Source organism: Actinopolymorpha pittospori (genome assembly GCF_014873875.1).
Taxonomy (GTDB): Bacteria; Actinomycetota; Actinomycetes; order Propionibacteriales; family Actinopolymorphaceae; genus Actinopolymorpha; species Actinopolymorpha pittospori.
Genome location: NZ_JADBEM010000001.1, coordinates 8949910 through 8970582 on the forward strand (window position 1 = coordinate 8949910; position 20673 = coordinate 8970582).

Here is a 20673-nt window from a genome sequence, read left to right on the forward strand (position 1 = left end):
GGAAACCTTGGAGAAGATGGCGCCGGCCGTCAGCTCACGCGACTTGTCAGTCGAAGTGATCATCACGGGCCACCTCCTCTCGGTTCAGACATGCCACACCACGCATCGGCGGCGGGGTCGTGAAGACAGTACGCCTTCGAGCACGGGCCCGGCAACGGAATTAAGCGAGGAGTCTCAGGGTTTCCTGATTCGCGTCCGCTCCGCGCGCGACCAACCGGTTCAGGAGTCGGGATCCGCCGCCTCGTCGAGGGCGTCACCGCCACAGATCGCGAGCACGGCGTCGGCGTAGCGCGCGAGTTTGGTGGCCCCGACGCCAGGGATCACAGCCAACTCCGACTGCGCGGACGGGCGTGCCTCGGCGATCGCGATCAGCGTCGCGTCGGTGAAGACGCAGTAGGCGGGCACGCGTTGTTCCTGGGCCTGCTCGAGGCGCCAGCCCCGCAGGCGTTCGAACATCGCCTCGTCGTAGGTGGCCGGGCACTCCGCGCAGCGGCCCACCTTGCGTTCGCTGGCGTCGTGGAGTGGCTGCCCGCAACTGCGGCAGCGCGCCACCGAGCGGGTCGTGGCCTTGCGGCCGCCACGCTCACCGGCCGTTCCCGCCGAGCCGGCGTCACTGGCCGCGCCGCCCTTCGGCCGAACGGCGGAGAGGAAGCGGGACGGCGAACGGCGCCCGCGTCCGCCGGGTGTGCGGGAGCGGGACCAGGAGATGCTCAGGTGCTCACGAGCCCGGGTCACCCCGACATAGAGCAGGCGGCGTTCCTCCTCCACCTGGTCGGGGGTCTCGGCGTAGGTGATCGGCACGGTGCCCTCGTGGATGCCGGTCAGGAAGACAGCGTCCCATTCCAACCCTTTCGCGGCATGCAGGGTGGCGAGGGTCACGCCGTCGGCGGCCGGGGCGTGCTGGGCGGCGACCCGTTCCTCGACCAGCGCGACGAAGGTGGCGAGGTCGGCGTCGGGCCGCTCCTTCGCGAGATCGGCCGCGAGCGAGGCGAGGGCGACCAGGGACTCCCAGCGTTCGCGGACGGCACCCGAGCCGGTCGGCGGCTCCGGCGTCCACCCCGTCGCGGCGAGGACGGCGTGCACGTCGGCGACCAGCCCGGCTCCGGACGTCTCGGCGGCCCGGACCGATCCACGGAGCAGGACGATCGCCTCGCGGACCTCCGGCCGGTCGAAGAAGCGCTCGGCGCCGCGGACGAGGTAGCGGACGCCGCGCTCGGCGAGCGCCTGCTCGAAGGCCTCCGACTGAGCGTTGACCCGGAACAGGACGGCGATCTCGCGGAGCGGGGTTCCGCGCGAGGCGAGGCGCTGGACGGCGCGGGCCACCGCGTCGGCCTCCTCCACCTCGTCGGCGTACTCCGTGAAGACCGGCGGCGGACCGTCGGGCCGCTGCGCCCGCAGCGTCAGCCGGTGCCGGCTCGCCTCGCCGCGCGCACCGGCCAGCAGCCCGTTGGCGACCTTCACCACCTGGGGCGTGGAGCGATAGTCGCGCTCGAGGCGGACGACGGTGGCGTCCTGGTGCCGCCGGGTGAAGTCGAGGAGGTAGGACGGCGAAGCGCCGGCGAAGGAGTAGATCGTCTGGCTCGCGTCACCGACCACGCAGACGTCGGAGCGGTCGCCGAGCCACAGGTCGAGCAGCGTCTGCTGGACCGGGCTGACGTCCTGGTACTCGTCGACCACGAAATGGCGGTACTGGGACCGGATGGCCGCGGCCACCTTCGGCGCGTCGGCGAGCAGCGCGACCGCGCAGAGCAGGACGTCCTCGAGGTCGATCTGGCCGCGGTCGCGACGGATCTCCTCATAGGCGGCGAAGACGTGGGACACGGTGGCGGCGTCGTAGCCGGCGAGCTGGCGACCGGCCTTGGCCGCGAGCGTCGGGTAGTCGTCCGGCCGTACGTTGCTGACCTTGGCCCACTCGATCTCGCCCGCGAGGTCGCGCCGCCCCGCGAGATCGGCGGGGACCCGGCAACGGGCCGCCGCCTCGGCGACGAAGCGCAGCTTGCTCGAGACGATCGGCGGGAGTTCGGAGTGGTAGACCTGCGGCCAGAAGTAGCGCGCCTGCCGCAGAGCGGCGGAGTGGAACGTGCGGGCCTGGACGCCGGTGACGCCGAGCTCACGAAGCCGGGTGCGCATCTCGCCGGCCGCCCGGGTGGTGAACGTGACCGCGAGCACGGTCTGGGCCTGCCATCGCCCGGACAGGACGGCGTAGGCGATCCGGTGCGTGATCGCGCGGGTCTTGCCGGTGCCCGCTCCGGCGAGAATGCAGAGCGGTCCGTCCAGTGAGGTCGCCGCCGCCCGCTGCTCCGGATCAAGCGCCGCGAGCACCTCGTCAGGGGTGGGTGCCTGCGGTGGGGCCGGAGCGGTGCCGGGCGAGCCGGCCGCGAGAACGTCTGTCATCCCGTCCCATGATTCCAGGCCGATCCGACAGCCGGTGGGAGGTCCACCCGGCTCCGCTTCGGGCCGCGCCGTTCCAGGCTCCGGTTCTTCCCGCGTACGGGCCGAGCCGCGCAGGTCAGGCGGGACCGCCGGACAGCAACGGTCGGCGTGACCAGAGGGTCACGCCGACCGGTTGTCGTCGCCCGACCGTCAGACGCCGAGCTTCTCCTTGACCTGGGCGAGCGAGGGGTTCGTCAGCGCCGAACCGTCCGGGAAAACCACGGTCGGGACGGTCTTGTTGCCGTCGTTCACCTTCGCCACCAGGTCGGCCGCCTCGGTGTGCTGCTCGATGTCGACCTCGTTGTACGGGATGCCCGCACGGTCCAGCTGCCCCTTCAGGCGCCGGCAGTAACCACACCACGGCGTGGAGTACATCGTGATCGTGTTCGACATCGGAATCCTTCCCAGTGATCGTGACCGGTGGTGCGCCGGTGATCGTGTCCGCGCAGTCTTCAACCGCGAAGGTTCGTTACTTCTTCCCGTCCGCCGATCTTGGGCACATGGCGGGCAACCACCGCCACCATTGTCGATGGTCACCCATCGGAGCAGAAAGGCGGACAGGGCGACACAGGCCGACCGAGGGCCGGGGCACGCCCAGCGGGAGGGACAGGTGGTCAGGTGGGAGGGCGGCAGGTCGACCCACGCATCGCCACGCCCACCGTTCCCAGGCGCGCGTTCCTACTCGTAGTGAGCTTCGGGTGGGAGGCCGTAAGGCCACGCCGGGGACGAACGCCCGTACGGTCCTCTCCGCGATCACGCCTTCCTGGAACGTAGGTGAGCTGGACGAGACACCACTTCATATCCCACACCTCGACGTGATCTGTCTGTCGATGGCGACACTTGGAGCCACCTCCTCGGCGAAGGGATCCCACCGTGTACCCGACCGGACCGACGTACGCGCTCGCCCTCCTCACCGCGCCCGAGGAGGTCGAACCCGTGGTGCCCGAGATCATCGACGTCTACCGCGCGGCGTTCGGCGCACCGGGGTACGACGAGACCGAGGAGACGGTCGCGCACTTCGGCCACGAGCAGCTGCCGCGGCACGTGCGGCGCGAGGGATTCCGGCTCGTTCTCGCCCGCGCCGCCGACGGCCGGGCGGTGGGCTTCGGCTACGGACACACCGGCCGACCTGGGCAGTGGTGGTGCGACCGGATGCGGGACAGGTTGCCCACCGAGATCGCGGACACCTGGCTGGGCGGACACTTCGAGGTGGTCGAACTCGGCGTCCGGCCGGAGGCGCAACGGCGCGGGATCGGGGCGGCCCTGCACGACGCGCTACTCGCGGATCTCCCCCACGACCGGGCGCTCCTCACCACCTGGCGCGACGACCGCCCGGCGCGGCGCCTCTACCTGCGCAAGGGCTGGCGGCCGCTGGCCGACATCGTGGAGGACGACGCGAGCCTGTTGGGCGTGCGGCTGCCGACGCACCCACGCTGAGCGCGGGTGGCCCGGCTACCAGGAACCAGGCAGCTCCGCGCCGTACCACGTCTCGATCAGTCGGCGCGCGATCGACACCGCGCCGGGGAGCAGGAGTTCGCCGGAGTCGACCTTCGCGCGAAGGTCCTCGCGGGACAGCCACATGGCCTCGGCGATCTCCTCCTCGTCGACCTTGATCTGCGTGCTCGTCGCCCGCGCGAAGAACCCGAGCATCAGGCTGGAGGGGAAGGGCCAGGGCTGGCTGCCGGCGTACTCCGGGTCGACCACGTCGATCCCGGTCTCCTCGTGCACCTCGCGGGCCACCGCGTGCTCGAGGGGCTCGCCCGGCTCCACGAATCCGGCCAGGGTGGAGAACCTCCCCACCGGCCAGCTCGGCTGCCGGCCGAGCAGGCACCGGTCGGCGTCGTCGGTGACGAGCACGATGATCGCCGGGTCGGTCCGCGGGAAGTGCTGGGCGCCGCAGGACGGGCAACGTCGGACATGCCCGCCATCAGTGGACAGGGTGGGTGTTCCGCACCGCGAGCAACACGGGTGGGCCGCATGCCAGTTGATCAGTGCCATGGCGTGGACGAAGACGCCCGCGTCGCGGTCGGACAGCGTGCCGCCGGCCTCGCGAAGACCGGCCCGGGTGGCGTCGCCGCTGTCGACCCCGACATCCGCTCGTTCCGGGATCGACACCACGAAGTACGGCGTTCCGTCGTCCTCCAGGCCGAGGAAGTAGCACTCGTCCGGCTGCTTCCCGGTCTCGTCGAGGTCGGCCGGTGAGGCGTAGACCAGCGCGGTCCCGTCGTCGGTCACCGGAGCCTTGCCGTCGACGAGGACGAGGACCCGGGCACGTGGATCGGCCCACCGCTGCTTGACCCACTCCGGGTCCCGGCGACGCTCGGTCGCACGGTCGAGGGTGGCGCGGGCGAGGGCGAGGGAGGAAAGGCGGGGCACGGTGTGCCACTGTAACCGCCGCGCCGGGGTGGGATCGGGCTCCGGACCGGAGTGCGGTCAGGTTCGCCCGTATCGGCCGTGCTGCGCACACTCTGACAGGATCGCGCCCATGAGCACCCACATCGGCGCGGCACCCGGGCAGGTCGCCGACACCGTCCTGTTGCCAGGGGACCCACTCCGCGCCCAGTGGATCGCGCAGACCTACCTGCGCGACGTCGAGTGCTACTCCAGCGTCCGCAACATGCTCGGTTTCACCGGCACCTACGGCGACAGGCGGATCTCGGTGCAGGGCACCGGAATGGGACACCCGTCCCTCGCGATCTACGCTACCGAGCTCATGGCGGACTACGGCGTCCGCACCCTGGTCCGGGTCGGCTCCTGCGGCGCACTGAGCGAGCGGCTCGCCGTCCGCGACGTCGTGCTCGCCATCACCGCCTCGACCGACTCCGCGATGAACCGCATCCGGTTCGAGGGCTTCGACTACGCACCGGCCGCCGACTTCGGGTTGCTGCGTACGGCGGCGGACGTGGCGCGGGAGCGGGAGCTTCCGATCCACGTCGCCGGGGTGGCCTCGATCGACTCGTTCTACTCCGACCGGCCCGAACTCCTGCTCCGGTTGGCCGACTACGGCGTGGTCGCGGTCGACATGGAGACCAACATGCTCTACACCCTCGCGGCGAAGTTCGACGCCCGGGCGCTCACGGTCCTGACCGTCAGCGACCACATCCGAACCGGCGAGGCGACCACCGCGCAGGAGCGCGAGCGGACCTTCACCGCGATGGCCGAACTGGCGCTCGAGACCGTCACCGCGTAGCCGGACGCGCTCCGAACCGGCCACGGCCGACTACTCGCCGGGTTTCCCCGCTCTCCCTTTGTGTCAACTTTTCGGAAAGGGCAGGACGAACCGGTACGAGTCAGGACTACTCTTCCTGCGCTGCGACGATCTCCCACGCTCGGACCCGCGCCTGCTCCCGGCTCCCGGGTCTGACCCGACGCCTCATGAAGGAGGCACGGCATGCGTTCAGCTTCATCGCGTCGTCCCGCTCGCGGAAGACGCCGGGTCCTGCTGGCGGCCGGAGCGGCTGGCGCGCTGCTCACCGCGGGCATGGTGCCCACGGCAAGCGCTCTCGCGTCAGCGCCGGACGCCGGTCCGGCCCGCTCCCCGGCCGCGACGACGGGCAGGGACACCGGTCCGGGCGACAAGCCGGCGTTCTACGACGCACGCACCGAGCCCGCCGTCAAGGCGACGCTGGAACGCCGGGCCGCGACGTTCGCCGCCGGTCCCGGTGTCCGCGACCTCCGCCGCTCGCTCGGCACCGAGGGCATCGTCGACATCGACGGCCTCACCGGCACGCCGCGCCAGGTGGCCCGGACCGACGGGTTTCTGACCGGCCCGAGCAGGGCCGCCGCGAAGACCATCGCCCTCTCCTACGTCAGGGCCCACGCGGCGGCGTTCCGGTTGTCGGGTGCCGACATCGACCGGCTCCAGCTGCGCCAGGACTACGTCGACGTCGAGGGCACCCACCACCTGTCGTTCGTCCAGAGCGTCGGCGGCGTCACGGTGTTCGGCAACGGCGTGAAGGCGCACGTCGCCAGGGACGGCCGGCTCATCTCGCTGGACGGTGCGCCGGTGGCCGGGCTGCCGAGCGCTCTGACCGGCCTGGACAAGCCCACTCTCACCGCCGAGCGGGCCCGCCGCGCCGCCATCGAGGACGTCTTCGGTACGCCGAAGGCCGCGACCGCCGGCCCGGGCAAGGGCGCGAGCAAGGTCACCGAGTTCTCCGACGGTGCCCAGGCCAAGCTCGTGGTCTTCACCACGACCGCCGGACCGCGGCTCGCCTGGCAGACGATCACCTCGCCGGGCCGCACCCAGATGTATCTGCACGTGGTGGACGCCGCCTCCGGCCGGGTGATGTACCGGCGCGACCTCGTGCAGCACGACCGGGCGCAGGTCGTCGACAACTACCCGGGCGCGCCCCGCGGCGGAACGTTCCGCACCGTCGACCTGCCGGCCAGGTGGCTCCCGGCGAACTCCTCCCGGCTCGCCGGCAACGTCGCGCACGTCTACACCGACGCCAACGACAACGACACGGCGCAGCCGGCCGAGGAGGTCGCACCGAGCGGGAAGCGCTCCTTCACCTTCCCGCTCCAGACCTTCGCCCTCGGCGGCGACTGCGCGGCGGCCTTCCCCTGCACGTGGGACCCGGCCGCCCCGAACTCCTGGCAGGTCAACCGCAGGCAGGACGGCGTTCAGCTCTTCTACTTCATCGGGACGTACCACGACCACCTCGCCGCCAAGCCGATCGGCTTCACCCGGGCGGCCGGCAACTTCGAGGCGGTCGACGACGACGCGGTGCAGGGCGAGAACCTCGACGGCGCCAACACCGCGCAGGGCCTCCCCGACCCGCTGCACATCGACAACGCCAACTTCGCCACGCCGCCCGACGGCATGCAGCCGCGGATGCAGATGTACCTGTGGCGGCTCCCCGGTGACCCGAGCGATCCGTTCCTCGCCGCGAGCGGGGCGAACGACGCCGGCATCGTCTACCACGAGTACACCCACGGCCTGTCCAACCGGCTGGTCGTCGACGCGGACGGCGTCTCCACGCTCGGCAACGTCCAGGCCGGCTCGATGGGCGAGGCCTGGAGCGACTGGTACGCCATGGACTTCCTGGTCGACGACGGTCTGGTGAAGGACACCAGCGCACCCGGTGAGGTACGTGTCGGCCAGTACGTCGGACACGGCACCGACCTCATCCGCAGCCAGCCGCTCGACTGCCCGGTGGGCAGCACGTCGCCGAAGTGCCCTGGCACCCCGGAGACCGGTCCGGGCGGCTACACCTACGGCGACTTCGGCGTGATCGGCGGCGGTCCGGAGGTGCACGCGGACGGCGAGATCTGGGCCTCCACCCTCTGGGACCTGCGAGCCAAGCTCGGCTCGAAGCTGAGCGAGTCGCTGGTCACCCGCGCCATGGAGCTCTCGCCCGCCAACCCGTCCTTCCTCGACATGCGCAACTCGATCCTGCAGGCCGACCTGGTGGTCAACAAGGGCAAGGCGCACGCGTCGATCTGGAAGGTCTTCGCCGGGCGCGGCATGGGCTACTTCGCCGGATCGCTCGACGGTGACGACTCCGCTCCGGTCGAGGACTTCTCGCTGCCGCCGCGGCCGGGCACCCCGACCGGCACCCTCACCGGCATGGTCACCGACACCGACACCGGCGCGCCGGTAGCGGGCGCGACCGTGGCGTTCGGTGGACACAACTCCTTCGCCGGTGACTACGCGGCCGTCACCGCGGCCGACGGCTCTTACAGCATCCCGGGCATCTTCGCCGGCACCTACCCGAAGGTGTTCGCGCAGGGCGCGGGATACGACCGGGTGACGCATACGGTCTCGGTCGGTTCGAACGGCGCGAGCGCCGACTGGGAGATCCGTCGCGACTGGGCGGCCCTTGCCGGCGGTAGCCAGGTGACGGACGCCAACGGCGTCGACTTCACCGACTTCGGGTGCGGACCGGCGGGGATGTTCGACCAGTCCCAGGGCAACGGGTGGTCGACCGACGCCTTACCAGGAACGCCGGCGAGCTCGATCGACCCGAGGTTCGTGGTGGTGCGGTTGCCGCGGGCGGTGGACATCGCCGACCTGGCCATCAACCCCACGGCGACCTGCGGCGACGGGTTGAGCGCCTCGGCCGGTGACTACCGGGTCGAGACCTCGGCCGACGGGACCACCTGGACGACCGCGGCCGAGGGCCACTTCGGGCTGGCCCACCGCAACCGGATGAACGTCGTACCGCTCTCGGCCGGCACCGCCGACGTGCGGTTCGTCCGCTACACGATGCTCGGCACCCAGCTCGCCGAGTCGGGCGGCACGTGTCCGGGCAACTTCTCCGGCTGCGAGTTCGTCGACTCGGTGGAGCTCGCGGTCTATGGGAAATAGGGGCCGTCGCCGAGGCGGCAGCTGATCGGGTTCCGATCGGCACCTGATCGAGGAGGGGTACCGGCCAGGACGACTGACCGGTACCCCTCACTCATGCCCCGGTCGCTCAGGCCTGGCACCGACGGGCGAGGCCAAGGTCAGCGGCACTCAGCTCAGCGCCGGTCGCGATCAACAGCCGTCCAGGTCGAGGACGACGAGCAGGGCGTAGTCGGTGTCGAAGAGCACGCCCTCTCGTCTCATGGGGACCGCGACCCAGCGTTCGCGGTGCGTTTCGTACCACAGCAGGTATTCGCGGGATCGGTCGAGACGGCGCATGACGATGGCTATTCCCCGTCGGGAACACGGTCGCCCAACCCCGCAACGTCCGCGCACGGCATCGTCCGTGGTGCCCGCCGCCTGGACCGGCCGGCACCCGGACTTCGCGACACCGCGTTCGAACGTATGGTCGAATGCTAGGGGGTGTTACCGAGAAACCGGGGTCGACACGACGGCGCGAAGGTCACGAAGACGATGGGTCTGCGCCACCGCCACCAGCATGGGCACGATGAGCACCAGGCCGGCGATCGAGACCACTCCGACGAGCAGGAACATCCCGGCCAGCAGCCAGGTGCCAATCGTCCGCTCCGGGTGGCGCCACACCAACCTGGCCGCCTCCGCCGCCAATCGTCCGGGTGGGAGGGCAGGGTCCGCGACGAACAGCGGACCCCAGTACGTCGCGCACACCGACCAGACCAGGACCGCGAGCGTCAACACGGTCACCAGCGGCGCGAGACCCGCGGCCGTCGCCGCCACCGCCGCCCAGACCAGAACGCCGAACGTTCCGTAGAGGGGCGCGAGCGTCCGCAGGCTGGCCGCGCCCAACTCCCGGGCGAGCTCGCGGGCCAGCCCGACGTCGATGTGCTGGCCCTCGCATGCCTCGCGGGCGAGCCCGAACAACACCGCCGTCGCCAGTGGGAGCAGCGTGGCGCTGACCAGGCCGAGGACGATCCGCAGCCAGCCCGCCAGCTCGGGGAACCCGAGAGCCACCACACCCGGCGCGAGAACGAGGGCCCAGCCGACGTTGGCGACGACCAGGCGTTCGACCTGGTCCGCGATGGTCGCGAACGCCGCCCAGGCCGGCCGCCGGGGTTCGTCGCGCGGGCTCGTGTCATCCAGGAACGGCATCGGTCCTCCCGTCGTCGCCACGACCGGCACCAGCACCGTTGTCGACGGGGCCGATCATCGCGCCCGGACCGACGGTGACGTCCGCGTCCTCGAGCAGCAGCGAGGCCCCGGTCTGCGCGTCGAACAGGTGCACCTTGCTCATGTCGATGGCGAGGGGCACCTCCTGGTCGATGTAGCTGGCCGGCAGCCGCACCTTGAACGTCGCCACGAAGTCCTGCGACTCCTCCTGCGGCAGACTGAGGTAGACGGTGCTGCCGCTCGACGTCGGCTCCACCAGGTTGACGACGCCGTGCACGGTGTTCTCCTCGGTGACCTCGAACGGCGCCATCCGCGGCACGTGCAGGTGTTCCGGGCGTACCCCCACCTTGACCGGTCGGTCCAGGTGGAGCCGCGCCCGCGCGGTCATGCTCGGGTGCAGGTGGAGCCGCAGGCCGCCGCCCTCGGCGACCACGCCTTCGCCGTCGGCACGCAACCGCATGTCGAACAGGTTGATGCTCGGCGTACCGATGAAGTACGCGACGAACAGGTTGTGCGGGTGGTCGTAGAGCTCGGGCCCGGTGCCGATCTGCTGGATCTGGCCGGCGTTCATCACCGCGATCCGGTCCCCGAGCGCCATCGCCTCGGACTGGTCGTGGGTGACGTAGACGGTCGGACTGCGCTTCTCCCGGTGCAGGGTGAGAATGTCCTCCCGCGCCTGGTAGCGCAGCTGCGCGTCGAGGTTGGACAGCGGCTCGTCGTAGAGGTACAGCGACGCGTCCCGCACCATCGCCCGCGACAGCGCCACCCGCTGCCGTTCACCACCGGACAGCTGCCGCGGCTTGCGGGCGAGCAGATGCTCGATCCGGAACGTCCGCGCCGCCGCCGGAACGCGTTCGCGGACCTGCGCCCGGGGGGTGCGCCGTGACCGCAAGCCGTAGGCGATGTTCTCGAAGACCGTGAGGTGCGGGAGGATCGCGTAGTCCTGGAAGACCATCGCGATGTTGCGATCCCGCGGCCGGATCTCGTTGACCACCCGCTCGCCGAACCTGATCTGCCCCGCCGAGGCCGGCTCGAGTCCAGCCAGCAGCCGCAACGTCGTCGTCTTGCCACAGCCGGAGGGTCCGACGAGGACCAGCAGCTCGCCCTCGTCGATCCCGAAGCTCACCCGGTCGACGGCGCGCTTCTCCCCGAACTGCTTCACCAGGTTGTCGACCACGATCGCCTGCACAGCGCCACCCTTCGTCGCCCCTGCCGGGTCTGCCGTTCGTCCTTGCTCCGATGAGCTCATCGACTCCTCCTCCACGGGGTCATCAGAAGAGCTCGAGTACGCCGGGCACGTGCAGCGGTTCCTCGCTCTGCGCGGCGAAGAAGTACACCCGCTCCCAGTCCGGCGTGATCGCGACCTCGCTCCGGTCGGGATGGTCGATCGGGGCGGTGACGGCGACGTTCGCCTCACCGAGGTGGCCGTAGAGGAAGGTCGCCCGCTCGGTCGGGATGCGTTCCCGGTGCCGGACCGGCATCGGGACCCCGTCGGGGGCGTCCAGGATCCAGCCCTCCGGGCGGACGCCGGCCCGCACCGGTCCGGCCGGGAGCTTCCCGGCGAGGTCGGGCGGGAGCCGCCACGTGCCGCCGGGCACCACCACCTCCCCGCGCTCGATCGTCGCGGGGATCACCGCCATCGGGGGTGAGCCGATGAACGTCGCCACGAAGAGGTTCGCGGGGGTGGAGTAGAGCTCGTCGAAGGTGCCGACCTGCTCGATGTCGCCGTCCCGCATCACCGCGATCCGGTCACCCATGAAGACCGCCTCCTGCTGGTCGTGGGTGACGTACAACGTGGTGATCGTGAACTTCCGCAGCAGCTTGCGGATCTCCACCCGGGTCCGTTCGCGCAGCTTGGCGTCGAGGTTGGAGATGGGCTCGTCCATCAGGAACAGTTGTGGCTCGCGGACGATGCAGCGCGCGATCGCCACCCGCTGCTGCTCCCCGCCGGACAACGTGGTCGGCACCCGGCCGAGCAGCGTCTCGAACCCGACACCCATCCGGTCGGCCGTCTCCCGGACCCGGCGTTCGGCCTCCTCCTCGGTGCGGTCGTGCACCTCGAAGTAGTAGGCGAGGTTGCCCTTGCCCTTCATCGACGGGTAGAGGGCGTAGTCCTGGAAGACCATTCCGACACCGCGTTCCTGCGGCCGGACGTAGGTGACGTCGTGGTCGTTGTACAGGACGCGCCCCTCGTCGGGGTACTCCAGGCCCGCGACCACCTTGAGCAACGTGCTCTTGCCGCAGCCCGACGACCCCACGACGCTCACGGTCTCGCCCTGGGCGAGGCGCAGGCTGACGCCGTTCAGCGCGGGCCGCTCGCGCCCGCCGGGAAGGTCGACGATCCGCTCCGCCTGGTAGCGCTTGCGCACCCGGTCGATCTCGATCCGTGCCATCGTCAACCCCTCACTTCAGGCCACGCAGGCGGATACCGCGCAGCAGGTACTCGCGACAGACGATGAAGGCGATGAACACCGGCAGCGACTGCAGGATGCCGAGCACCATCAGGCCGTTCCACGACATGCCGGCGGCCAGGATCTCCTGCATCTGTTGGGCCTGCGCCGTCGCCTGTTCGGCGTTCGTCGCCCCGGCCTGGGTGAACTTCTGTAACAACAGGTAGATCTCCACCGAGGCCGGCATCTTCTCCGGTGTCTGCAACACGACCAGCGGCCAGAGGAACTGGTCCCAGGCACCACTGAACGACGTCCAGATCGCCACGGCGTACACCGGCACGCTCATCGGCAGCACGATCCGCCGGAAGATGTTGAACTCCGAACCGCCGTCGACGCGGGCAGCCTGGATCACCGAGTTCGGGATCGTGTCGAAGAACCCCTTGAAGAGCAGGAAGTTGAACGCCTGGAACACGATCGGGAGGATCACCGCCCAGTGCGTGTCCCAGATCCGCACGCTCGGGAAGACCAGGTCCGGGTTTCCCGGGATGCCCGGCACCTCCGGCAGCGCGAAGGGGAAGTTGCGGGTGAGGAGGTAGTTGGGGATGAGGGTCAGCGCCGCCGGCATCATCAGCGTGCCGATGAAGAAGATGAACGACCAGCGGGCGAACGGACCCGTCTGCAACTTGCTGTTGGCGTAGGCCGCCAGCGAGGTGATGGGGATACCGAGGACGAGTACCCAGAACGTGATCTGGACGGAGTTCAGGAAGAACATCCAGAACGGCCCGTCCATCAGCGACGCGGCGGCGGAGTTGCCGCCCTGGACCAGGCTCACGACCAGCCGCCAACCGGCGATCGTCGCGTCGTGGGGCCACCACGTCGGCGGGAACTGCAGCACCTCCTGACCGGACTTGAACGACGTGATCAGCATGAAATAGAAGGGGAACAGGTGCAGCGTGATGCCAAGACAGAGGAACGCGACCACCAACCACCAGGTGATCCGCAGCATCGGCTGTTTGCGCCCTACGCGTGGGAACAGCATCTCCGACCTCTCCCCTTACTGGTCCGGGTCTTCGCGGAAGAACTTGCGCTGGATGACCACCAGCACCATCGTCACCAGGAACAGCCCGACGCCCAGAGCCGTCGCGTCGGCGTAGCGCAGACTGCGCAACAGGTCGTAGAGGTACATGACCACGGTTCGGCTCGCACCACCCGGACCGCCACCCGTCATGATCATCGGGAACTCGAACACCTGCGAGGAACCGATGACGGCGAAGATCAGGAGCATCGAGATGACCGGTCGCAGTCGGGGCAGCGAGATGGTCCAGATCTTCCGCCAGAATCCCGCGCCCTCGATCTCGGCGGCCTCGTAGTAGGACGCCGGAATTCCCTGCAGCGTCGCCATGTAGATCAGCCCGGGGCCGAAGAAGAGGATGCCGGGGAAGACCAGCCAGAAGAGCACCTGGTTGCCGCTGTTGAGGAACGGCTGCGGATCCAGCTGCAGGATCTCGGTGGCGACGTACTGGAACAGGCCGTACTGCGCGTTGAACATGTAGCGGAAGAGCAGCGTGCTCGCGATCCCCGACAGGGGCAGGAACCACAACAGCATCATCCAGCGGATATGCCGGCGGGGCATCTCCATCAACAGGATCGCCACCACGATCGGGATCACGAAGGTCAGCCCGATGCTCAGCACGGTGTAGATCGCGGTGACCTTGAACGCCTGACCCACCAGCGGGTCGTTCCACATCCGCAGGTAGCTCTCCAGCCCGGTGAACTCGATCGGGCCGCGGAAGCGCGCGTTGGTGAAGCTGATGACGAACGCCATCACGAGGGGGTACCAGCCCCACGACAGCTGGAAGAGGAAGGCGGGCGTGACGAACAAGGCGCCTTCCAGCCTGCGCCGGGCGCTCAGTTTCGGCGCCGGGGCCGGGGGTGTCGCACCTCCCCCGCCGGCCCGGTCCGGGGCCACATCCTCGGTCTGTGGGATCACTCGCTCACCTGCCATGTACGCCGCTCACCCCTTCAGCGCCGGAAGCACGGAGTTCTCGTACCAGCTCCGGAAGACGTTTTGGTGGTACTCGGGTGCGTTCTCCCGCCAGTAGGCATCGTGTGCCTCGAAATACGCCCGGGCGGCCCGTACGAAGTCGGGATCAGACGTACTCGAGGAGAAGCTCTCGGCCTGCTGGTTCAGCGTGGTCTCCAACTTCGCCAGGTCCTCCCGCAGGTCGAGGTCGCCACGCTCGTTCGCCCATCGCGAGCTCATGTCGTCACGTGCCGTCTCGGTCGGTCCGGGACTCAACTCGGCCGGGAAGTAGAACGACTCGTTGGGGACGAGCGGAGTCGCGGCAGCCCGCCGCACCTGCTCCATGAACGGTTTGCCCCAGGCCTCGTCCGGTGAACTCGGCACCTCGTCCACCACACCCGCGAACAACGGCATGATGTTGGCGCCGTCGAAGACCCGCTTCGGGTCCTTGGTCGTCTCGTAGGTGACCGTGTGCTGCCTGATCCAGCCGGGTCCCTGCATGTAGGCGTGCAGGCTGATCGCCTTGTCCAGCGCGGTGTCGCCGAGGTCGGGCGAGAAGCCGAGCAGGTCGACCTGACCCTGCGTCGTGGCGTTCCGGCCGTCCAGGCCGATCGGCTGGGTCATCCAGCCGGCCACCTCCTCGATCGGCTTGTTCAGCCGCTTGGCGAGGTCCGCCGGCGCGTTGTCGCTGCCCGGCGCGTTGGAGAAGAAGATGACGGTGTTGTTGTGGATCGCCGCGTCTCCCCGCACGAACGCGGCGAGCGTGTCACCGTCGCCCATGCTCACGTCCGCGAGGACACTCTTGTCCTTGAAGACCATGTCCCGCATTGCCTGGATCAGCGGAACCCACCGGTCGGCCTGCGAGCTGTAGTCGTAGCGCCAGTTCCAGTTGGTCCCCGGCGCCGGGAGCTTTGCGTGGAAGTCCATGCCGTCCGCGCTCAACCGCTGGTTCAGTCCCCAGCCCTGCAGGACGATCCCCTTGCGTTTGCCCTGGGTGAGACCACGGGCGAGCTCGCGTACGTCGTCCCAGGTCCACTCCGGCGTGGGTTCCTTCAACCCCAGTTGCCGAATCAGGTCCACGCGATAGTGCAGACCGGTGCCGACGTTGTAGATCCACGGCGCCGCGTAGAACTTCCCGTCGACCGCCCACTTCTGCCAGATCGGCTTGACGTAGGTCGCCAACTTCCCCTCGATGTCGTGCGTCTTCAGGTGTTCGGTCACGTCCGCGGACAGCCCCTGGGCCATGGCGGAGCGGACCGCCTGGCGGTTCCAGCCGCCGAGGACGTCGCCCGGGAACATCGACGGGGCGGTCCCGCCGGTGATGGCGGTGGACAGGGTCTGCTGGTTCCAGACGTCCAGCTTGGTGTCCTTGATCGTCACGCCGGGGTTCTTGTCCATCCACTCGCCGAGCACCTCGGCGTACGCCTTCGTGCCCGCATTGCCCTGCTGTTCCTTCGCGGTCGGCATCGGGCCGTAGGGCCAGCCGTCGGTGGTCTTGAGGACCACCTCCCCGGAGGCCGAACCGTCCCTCGAGCAGGAGCTCACCAGCCCGCCGCCTGCGGCCAGGAACGTCCCGGCGGCCATCATGGAGAGCAGTTGCCGCCGAGTCGTCACACTCGGCGTTCCACGGTCGGACATCGTCATCCCCTCCTCCTTCGGTTACGCGACCACACCGAGCCACCGGCGAGCAGGACGAGCAGGTCGTCGCCGCGGGCGGCCAGGTCGTACGCCGATGCCGGTTCCACGCCTTCCACGCGGATCCAGGTGTCGGCCTCGGTGCCCTCCGCCGCAGCGGTGGTGGCGGGCAGCAGCCACAGTCCGTCCTCGGTCAGGACGGCGAGTCCCGCGGGACCGGCCGTCATCGCGCGGATGCCGGTCGGGAACGCCCGAAGCCGGGACCAGCGCCCGTCGGCGTCTCGGACGAAGAGCATCCGGCCGAGACTCAGGCCGGCCCGGCCCGGCGCTTCGGCGTTCGCGAGCGGTGTGGCCGCGGCGCTCGCGCTCGCGAGGCCGACGACCGGCCACTCCGTCTCGGCGGTGGCCTCCTGCCGCCACGCCAGCCCACCGTCGTCGGACACCCAGACGGTCGCGAGTCCCCTACGCCGGTCGAGGGTCGCCGCCACGAGTACGCCGTCCACGTAGGCGAGGGCGGCCGCCGGCAGCGTTCCGAACGGCGCGCGGAGCGGCTGCCAGCTCCGGCCACCGTCGCTGGTCCGCAGCAGTTCGTCGCCGTGCCGGGCGGGCGCGGCCCACCCTTCGCCTCCGGCGCCGAAGGCGAGGCACCCGACCTCCCCCGCGCTCCCGGGGAGCACCAGAGTCCAGCCGGCGTCTTCGGCCGGCGCGGGTGGCAGCAGGAACAGCCCGTCCGGTCCGGACGCGACCAGGGCGTCCTCCGGGGTCACCGCCACCGCCGTGAGCGGGAACGGCGCACCCCTGACCACCTCCCACCCTCCGCCCACGCCCAGGTGGACGAGGCCCGAACGACAACCGGCGAGCAGCGGCCGGTCGCACCAGGACAGCAACCGGTCCAGGTCGTGGGTGGGTGGCGCGGCGACCGGCGCCCAGTGTCGACCGGTGGCTTCGGCGCCTTCGGTGTCGTCGGTGCCTTCGGTGTCGTCGGCGCCTTCGGGGGCGTGGGCGGCGTGGGGGGTCTCGCGACGCGTGACCAGGCCGTCGTCTGTACCGGCATACACCGCGTCGGCGTCCCGGGCCAGGCAGTGCACCGAACCGATGTCGGCGGATCCGCCCGCGGGTCGCCAGGAGGCACCGCGGTCGAAGGAGCACCACAGCCCGCGGTCCACCGTCCCCGCGAGGAGCATGCCGTCCGCGGTCGTGGCCAGGGTGGTGACGGGTGCGGGCAGGGCGCCCAGCGGAGACCAGGTACGCCCGCCGTCGACCGAGCCCAGTGTCCCGCCCGTCTCCAGTCCGGCCACGAGACCGTCTCCTGAGGTGGTGGACGCCGTGGTGAACGCCGCGACGGGCGCGTCCACGCCGGGGCACCCTCGCCAGGCGCGACCGAGGTTGGTGGAGAGGAAGACGCCGGTCGGCGTACCGGCCAGGACGCCCCCACCGGGGACGACCACCAGCGCGCTGACCTCGGTGTCGGTGAGCCCGAACGATGCCGGTACGAAGGTGCGGCCGCGATCGGTGCTGCGGAGCACGCCGTCGCCGAGCGTCGCGGCCAGCACCACGTCGTCGTCGAGGGCCACGAGCGCCGACACCGGCGCGGCACCTCCCTGGACCTCCGCCGCCGCCCACGCCTCCGCCGGATCGCCGAGCCGGTGCCGGGCGAGGCCCTCGGCGCCGCCGGCGACCAGCCATCCCTCGACCACGCACAGGGCGGCGACACATGTCAGCGGTCGTACGCACGCCGTGGGAACGGGCGCGACCCTCGCGACGCCGCCAAGTCCGCCGACCCACACTCCGTCCGGGATCGCGACCACGGACAAGATCGGCGAGGCGAGGTCCACGACCGGCGATCCGCGCCACGGTCCCCATCCCGGCGACTCGGTCGCGGTCGGCTCGCCCGGGGCCATCAGATCGCCCGGCGCCATCGGATCGGTCGGTGTCATCGGATCGGTCGGTGTCATCGGTTCGGCCGGTGTCATCGGTTCGGCCAACTCAGCCACGGCCACTCACCACCTCGGCCGACACGAGCAATCCCGCCGTCTCGCCCGCGGCCTCCAACGCGCCGGCCACCACCCCCGCCACGTCCCAGATGCCGGCCTCCCGCATCCGCACCGAGCGGTCCGCGAGGACGTCGATGCCGTGTCCGGACCCAAGACCCCGCACCTGTTCCAGCGCGGCGCGCGGCTCGCGGCGGCCAGCGTTCGCGACAAGCTGGAGGAACGGCGCCGCCAAGCCCGCCTCGACCGCGGCCATGCCAAGCGCCCGGTCCGGGTCGGGGCAGCGTTCCCGCCCGGCCCGCACCGCGTCCACGCAGTCGAGGTAGGCCACGCCTCCGCCGGCGACCACCCCGTCCCGCAACGCCGTCCGCACCAGGCTGACCGCCTTGCGGGCAAGGCCGCGCCGCGCCTCGCGTTCGGTGTCGGTCGGCGCACCCACGCGTAGTGCGGCCACCCGGCCGAGCAGGCGCGCCTGCCGCGACCAGAGCCGGTCGCGAACGGCCTCCGTCGCGGCGTCCCGGCTCACGTCCAGCTCCCACGCGCGGGTCCGCAGCCGGGCCGCCAGCGCGCAGACCTCGCCCCGGTCGCCGGACCCGCCGCTCACCGTCAGGTAGCCGGCCTGCACCAGCGCGCGCCGGGCGCGACCGAGGTACTCCGGTCGGAACCGCTCGGGCGGACACCCCGACTCCGGCGCGACCACGGTGGCCCCGGTGAGCAGCGCGAGGTCGGCGAAGTCGTCGCCGACGTGGGTCCTGGAGGTGGTGATGGCCACCGGGGCGGTCACCACCACGCCGCGCCGGTCGTTCAGCTCGCACATCGTCTGGGCGCCGCCGCTGACCTCGCGCGCGACCAGCAGGAGCGGCGGGCGGTCGGGCATCGCGCGCACAGCCTCGAGGAACGGCCGGACCTGGTCGGCCTGAGTGAGTTCCAGGTCGGCGACGACCACGGCCGGTTCGAGGAGGGTGAGTTCGGTGTTCGCGCCGGGGAGCAGGCTCCGCTGCGCGGGTCGGCCGCGCCACCGGGCGCCGTCGACGTAGTCGTGGGCCAACCCGGGCAGGTAGTGCTCCTCGACGACCACGTCGCCGTCCACGCCGAGGACGTCGAGCAGCTCGCCGACCGCGGCACCGAGGTCGGGGTCGCCGGTCACCGCCGTGGCGAGCCCGGCGAGGTCCGCCTCACCGACGACCGGCGTCGCCTGGTCCTTCAGGGCCCCGCCCGCACAGCTCACGCCGAGCCGGATCCCCTCCCGGACCCGGACGGGACTCGCTCCGGCCGCCACCGAGCGGCGGCCGTGGCGCAGGATGGCGGTGGCCAGGACGGCGGCGGTCGCGCCACCGTCGCCGTAGCGCCGACCGACCTGGCGCACCATCTCCCGCAGCAGGGCGGCGCCGGCGTTGCGTCGTCTCCCCGGCAGCGCGGTGATGCGGCGGGCGATCGTCGCCGACTCGACGAGGCTCTCGGCCGACCCTCCACCCACGTCGTTCAGGACCACGCCGCGGGTCGGCCCCAGGGTGACCGCGAGCAGCCGCGCCAGCGTCTCGAAACCCTCGCACAGCTCGCGCCGGCGGGTAGCTTCGTCGACCACCGGGACCGGGCGCGACGTCATGGCACGAGCGCCTGTTCGCTGTCGTGGTCGAACAACCGCAGGCCCTCCGGCGCGACCCCCATCCGGAGTGTGTCCCCCGGCGTGAGGTCGCCCTCCTCGCCGGCGTGGAAGATCGCGGCCAGCGTGGCGTCCGCGGTCCGCAGCCGTACGACGGTCTCCCCGATCAGCGGTTCCACGTCGGCGACCTCACCGACCACCGCGGCCTCGTCGCCGTCGGACGCCCGCACCCACGCATCCGGCCGGATCCCGAGCGTGACCTGCTCCTTGCCGTACTCGCGCAGAGTGGGAGTCCATGCCGGCGGCAGGGGCAGGGCGGCGTTCTGGCTGTGGGCGACGTAGGACCCGTCGGTCGCCGCGAGCCGAGCGCTCAGCAGGTTCATCGGCGGCGAACCGACGAAGCCCGCGACGAACACGTTGGCCGGCCGTTCCACCAACTCCTCCGGCGGTCCGATCTGTTGGACCCTGCCGTTGGCGAGGACGGCGACCACGTCGCCCATCGCGAACGCCTCGGTCTGGTCGTGGGTGACGTAGACGCTCGGGCGCTTCTTCTCCCGGTGGAGCGCGAGGATGTCCCGCCGCAGCCGGTAGCGCAGCTTCGGGTCGAGGTTCGACAGCGGCTCGTCGAAGAGATAGGCGTCCGCGTCCTTCACCATCGCGCGACCGAGCGCGACGCGCTGCTGCTCCCCGCCGGACAGGTCGGTGATCGGCGAGGTGAGCAACGCGCCGAGATCCAGCCTGTCCGCGGCCGCGCGGACCCGGCGTTCGATCTCGTCCTTGGGAGTACGGCCGCGTGCCTGCAGGCCGTAGGCCATGTTCCCGAAGACGTCCATGCTCGGGTACAGGCCGTACTCCTGGAACACCATGCCGAGGTTCCGCTCACGGGAGGGCAACGAGGTCACCACCCGGTCGCCGACGACGACCTCACCGGCGTCCGGTTGCTCCAGCCCGCAGATGATCCGCAGGGTCGTCGTCTTCCCACAGCCGGACGGACCGAGCAGCACGAAGAACTCACCGTCGTCCACGGTGAAGCTCAGGTCGTCGACGGCGAGATGGTCGCCGAGTCGCTTGACCAGGCCGCGCACTTCGAGACTGGGCACCTG

Annotated in this window: 16 protein-coding genes; 3 read left to right on the top strand and 13 right to left on the bottom strand. The window is 70.8% G+C overall.

Annotation, left to right across the window (positions count from 1 at the left end):
• Positions 1 to 219 precede the first annotated feature (219 nt).
• Together HEB94_RS41395 and HEB94_RS41400 are read right to left on the bottom strand one after the other, a co-directional pair.
• Positions 220 to 2394 (bottom strand): ATP-dependent DNA helicase UvrD2, encoded by a 2175-nt coding sequence (locus HEB94_RS41395; RefSeq protein ID WP_192754891.1) that lies wholly within the window; start codon positions 2392 to 2394, stop codon positions 220 to 222.
• A 189-nt stretch (positions 2395 to 2583) separates the two neighbouring features.
• Positions 2584 to 2826: a mycoredoxin gene (locus HEB94_RS41400; RefSeq protein WP_192754892.1), complete on the bottom strand. Its 243-nt coding sequence runs from the start codon at positions 2824 to 2826 to the stop codon at positions 2584 to 2586.
• A 480-nt stretch (positions 2827 to 3306) separates the two neighbouring features.
• Here HEB94_RS41400 and HEB94_RS41405 point away from each other — a divergent pair, with 480 nt between their 5' ends.
• Positions 3307 to 3870, top strand: a complete 564-nt coding sequence (locus HEB94_RS41405) for a GNAT family N-acetyltransferase (RefSeq protein ID WP_192754893.1) — start codon at positions 3307 to 3309, stop codon at positions 3868 to 3870.
• Between the two features lie 15 nt (positions 3871 to 3885).
• Here HEB94_RS41405 and nudC read toward each other — a convergent pair whose 3' ends face one another.
• Positions 3886 to 4809 carry an NAD(+) diphosphatase gene (nudC, locus tag HEB94_RS41410; protein ID WP_192754894.1) on the bottom strand — a complete coding sequence of 308 codons (924 nt, stop codon included), beginning with the start codon at positions 4807 to 4809 and terminating at the stop codon, positions 3886 to 3888.
• A gap of 109 nt (positions 4810 to 4918) precedes the next feature.
• On the opposite strand from nudC, the gene deoD reads away from it, so the two are divergent.
• Entirely contained in the window at positions 4919 to 5623 is a 705-nt protein-coding gene (gene deoD / locus HEB94_RS41415; RefSeq protein ID WP_192754895.1) for a purine-nucleoside phosphorylase, read from the top strand.
• A gap of 201 nt (positions 5624 to 5824) precedes the next feature.
• Positions 5825 to 8746, top strand: coding sequence for a M36 family metallopeptidase (locus HEB94_RS41420; RefSeq protein ID WP_192754896.1), 2922 nt, complete (start codon positions 5825 to 5827; stop codon positions 8744 to 8746).
• A 168-nt stretch (positions 8747 to 8914) separates the two neighbouring features.
• Here the strand turns inward: HEB94_RS41420 and HEB94_RS41425 are convergent, their stop codons facing one another.
• From HEB94_RS41425 to HEB94_RS41470, 10 genes are all read right to left on the bottom strand, one after another.
• Positions 8915 to 9061, bottom strand: coding sequence for a hypothetical protein (locus HEB94_RS41425; RefSeq protein ID WP_192754897.1), 147 nt, complete (start codon positions 9059 to 9061; stop codon positions 8915 to 8917).
• Positions 9062 to 9208: 147 nt separating this feature from the next.
• Positions 9209 to 9910 carry a hypothetical protein gene (locus tag HEB94_RS41430; RefSeq protein WP_192754898.1) on the bottom strand — a complete coding sequence of 234 codons (702 nt, stop codon included), beginning with the start codon at positions 9908 to 9910 and terminating at the stop codon, positions 9209 to 9211.
• Entirely contained in the window at positions 9894 to 11177 is a 1284-nt protein-coding gene (locus HEB94_RS41435; protein WP_192754899.1) for an ABC transporter ATP-binding protein, read from the bottom strand. The genes HEB94_RS41430 and HEB94_RS41435 overlap by 17 nt, the downstream gene beginning before the upstream one ends.
• A gap of 22 nt (positions 11178 to 11199) precedes the next feature.
• A complete protein-coding gene (locus tag HEB94_RS41440; RefSeq protein WP_192754900.1) occupies positions 11200 to 12321 on the bottom strand; it encodes an ABC transporter ATP-binding protein in 1122 nt (373 codons plus the stop codon).
• Positions 12322 to 12331: 10 nt separating this feature from the next.
• Complete coding sequence (locus HEB94_RS41445) at positions 12332 to 13357, bottom strand: carbohydrate ABC transporter permease (protein ID WP_192754901.1); 1026 nt, start codon at positions 13355 to 13357, stop codon at positions 12332 to 12334.
• Between the two features lie 15 nt (positions 13358 to 13372).
• Complete coding sequence (locus HEB94_RS41450; protein ID WP_192754902.1) at positions 13373 to 14323, bottom strand: carbohydrate ABC transporter permease; 951 nt, start codon at positions 14321 to 14323, stop codon at positions 13373 to 13375.
• Between the two features lie 9 nt (positions 14324 to 14332).
• A complete protein-coding gene (locus HEB94_RS41455; RefSeq protein WP_192754903.1) occupies positions 14333 to 15985 on the bottom strand; it encodes an ABC transporter substrate-binding protein in 1653 nt (550 codons plus the stop codon).
• Entirely contained in the window at positions 15982 to 17970 is a 1989-nt protein-coding gene (locus HEB94_RS41460; protein ID WP_192754904.1) for a hypothetical protein, read from the bottom strand. Before HEB94_RS41460 ends, HEB94_RS41455 begins: the two co-directional genes overlap by 4 nt.
• On the bottom strand, positions 17963 to 19573 hold the full coding sequence (locus HEB94_RS41465; RefSeq protein WP_192754905.1) for a TCP-1/cpn60 chaperonin family protein: 1611 nt from the start codon (positions 19571 to 19573) through the stop codon (positions 17963 to 17965). Before HEB94_RS41465 ends, HEB94_RS41460 begins: the two co-directional genes overlap by 8 nt.
• The gene (locus HEB94_RS41470; RefSeq protein ID WP_192754906.1) at positions 19570 to 20670 is read right to left on the bottom strand and encodes an ATP-binding cassette domain-containing protein; all 1101 of its coding nucleotides are present in this window, start codon (positions 20668 to 20670) and stop codon (positions 19570 to 19572) included. Before HEB94_RS41470 ends, HEB94_RS41465 begins: the two co-directional genes overlap by 4 nt.
• Between the last annotated feature and the right edge of the window lie 3 nt (positions 20671 to 20673).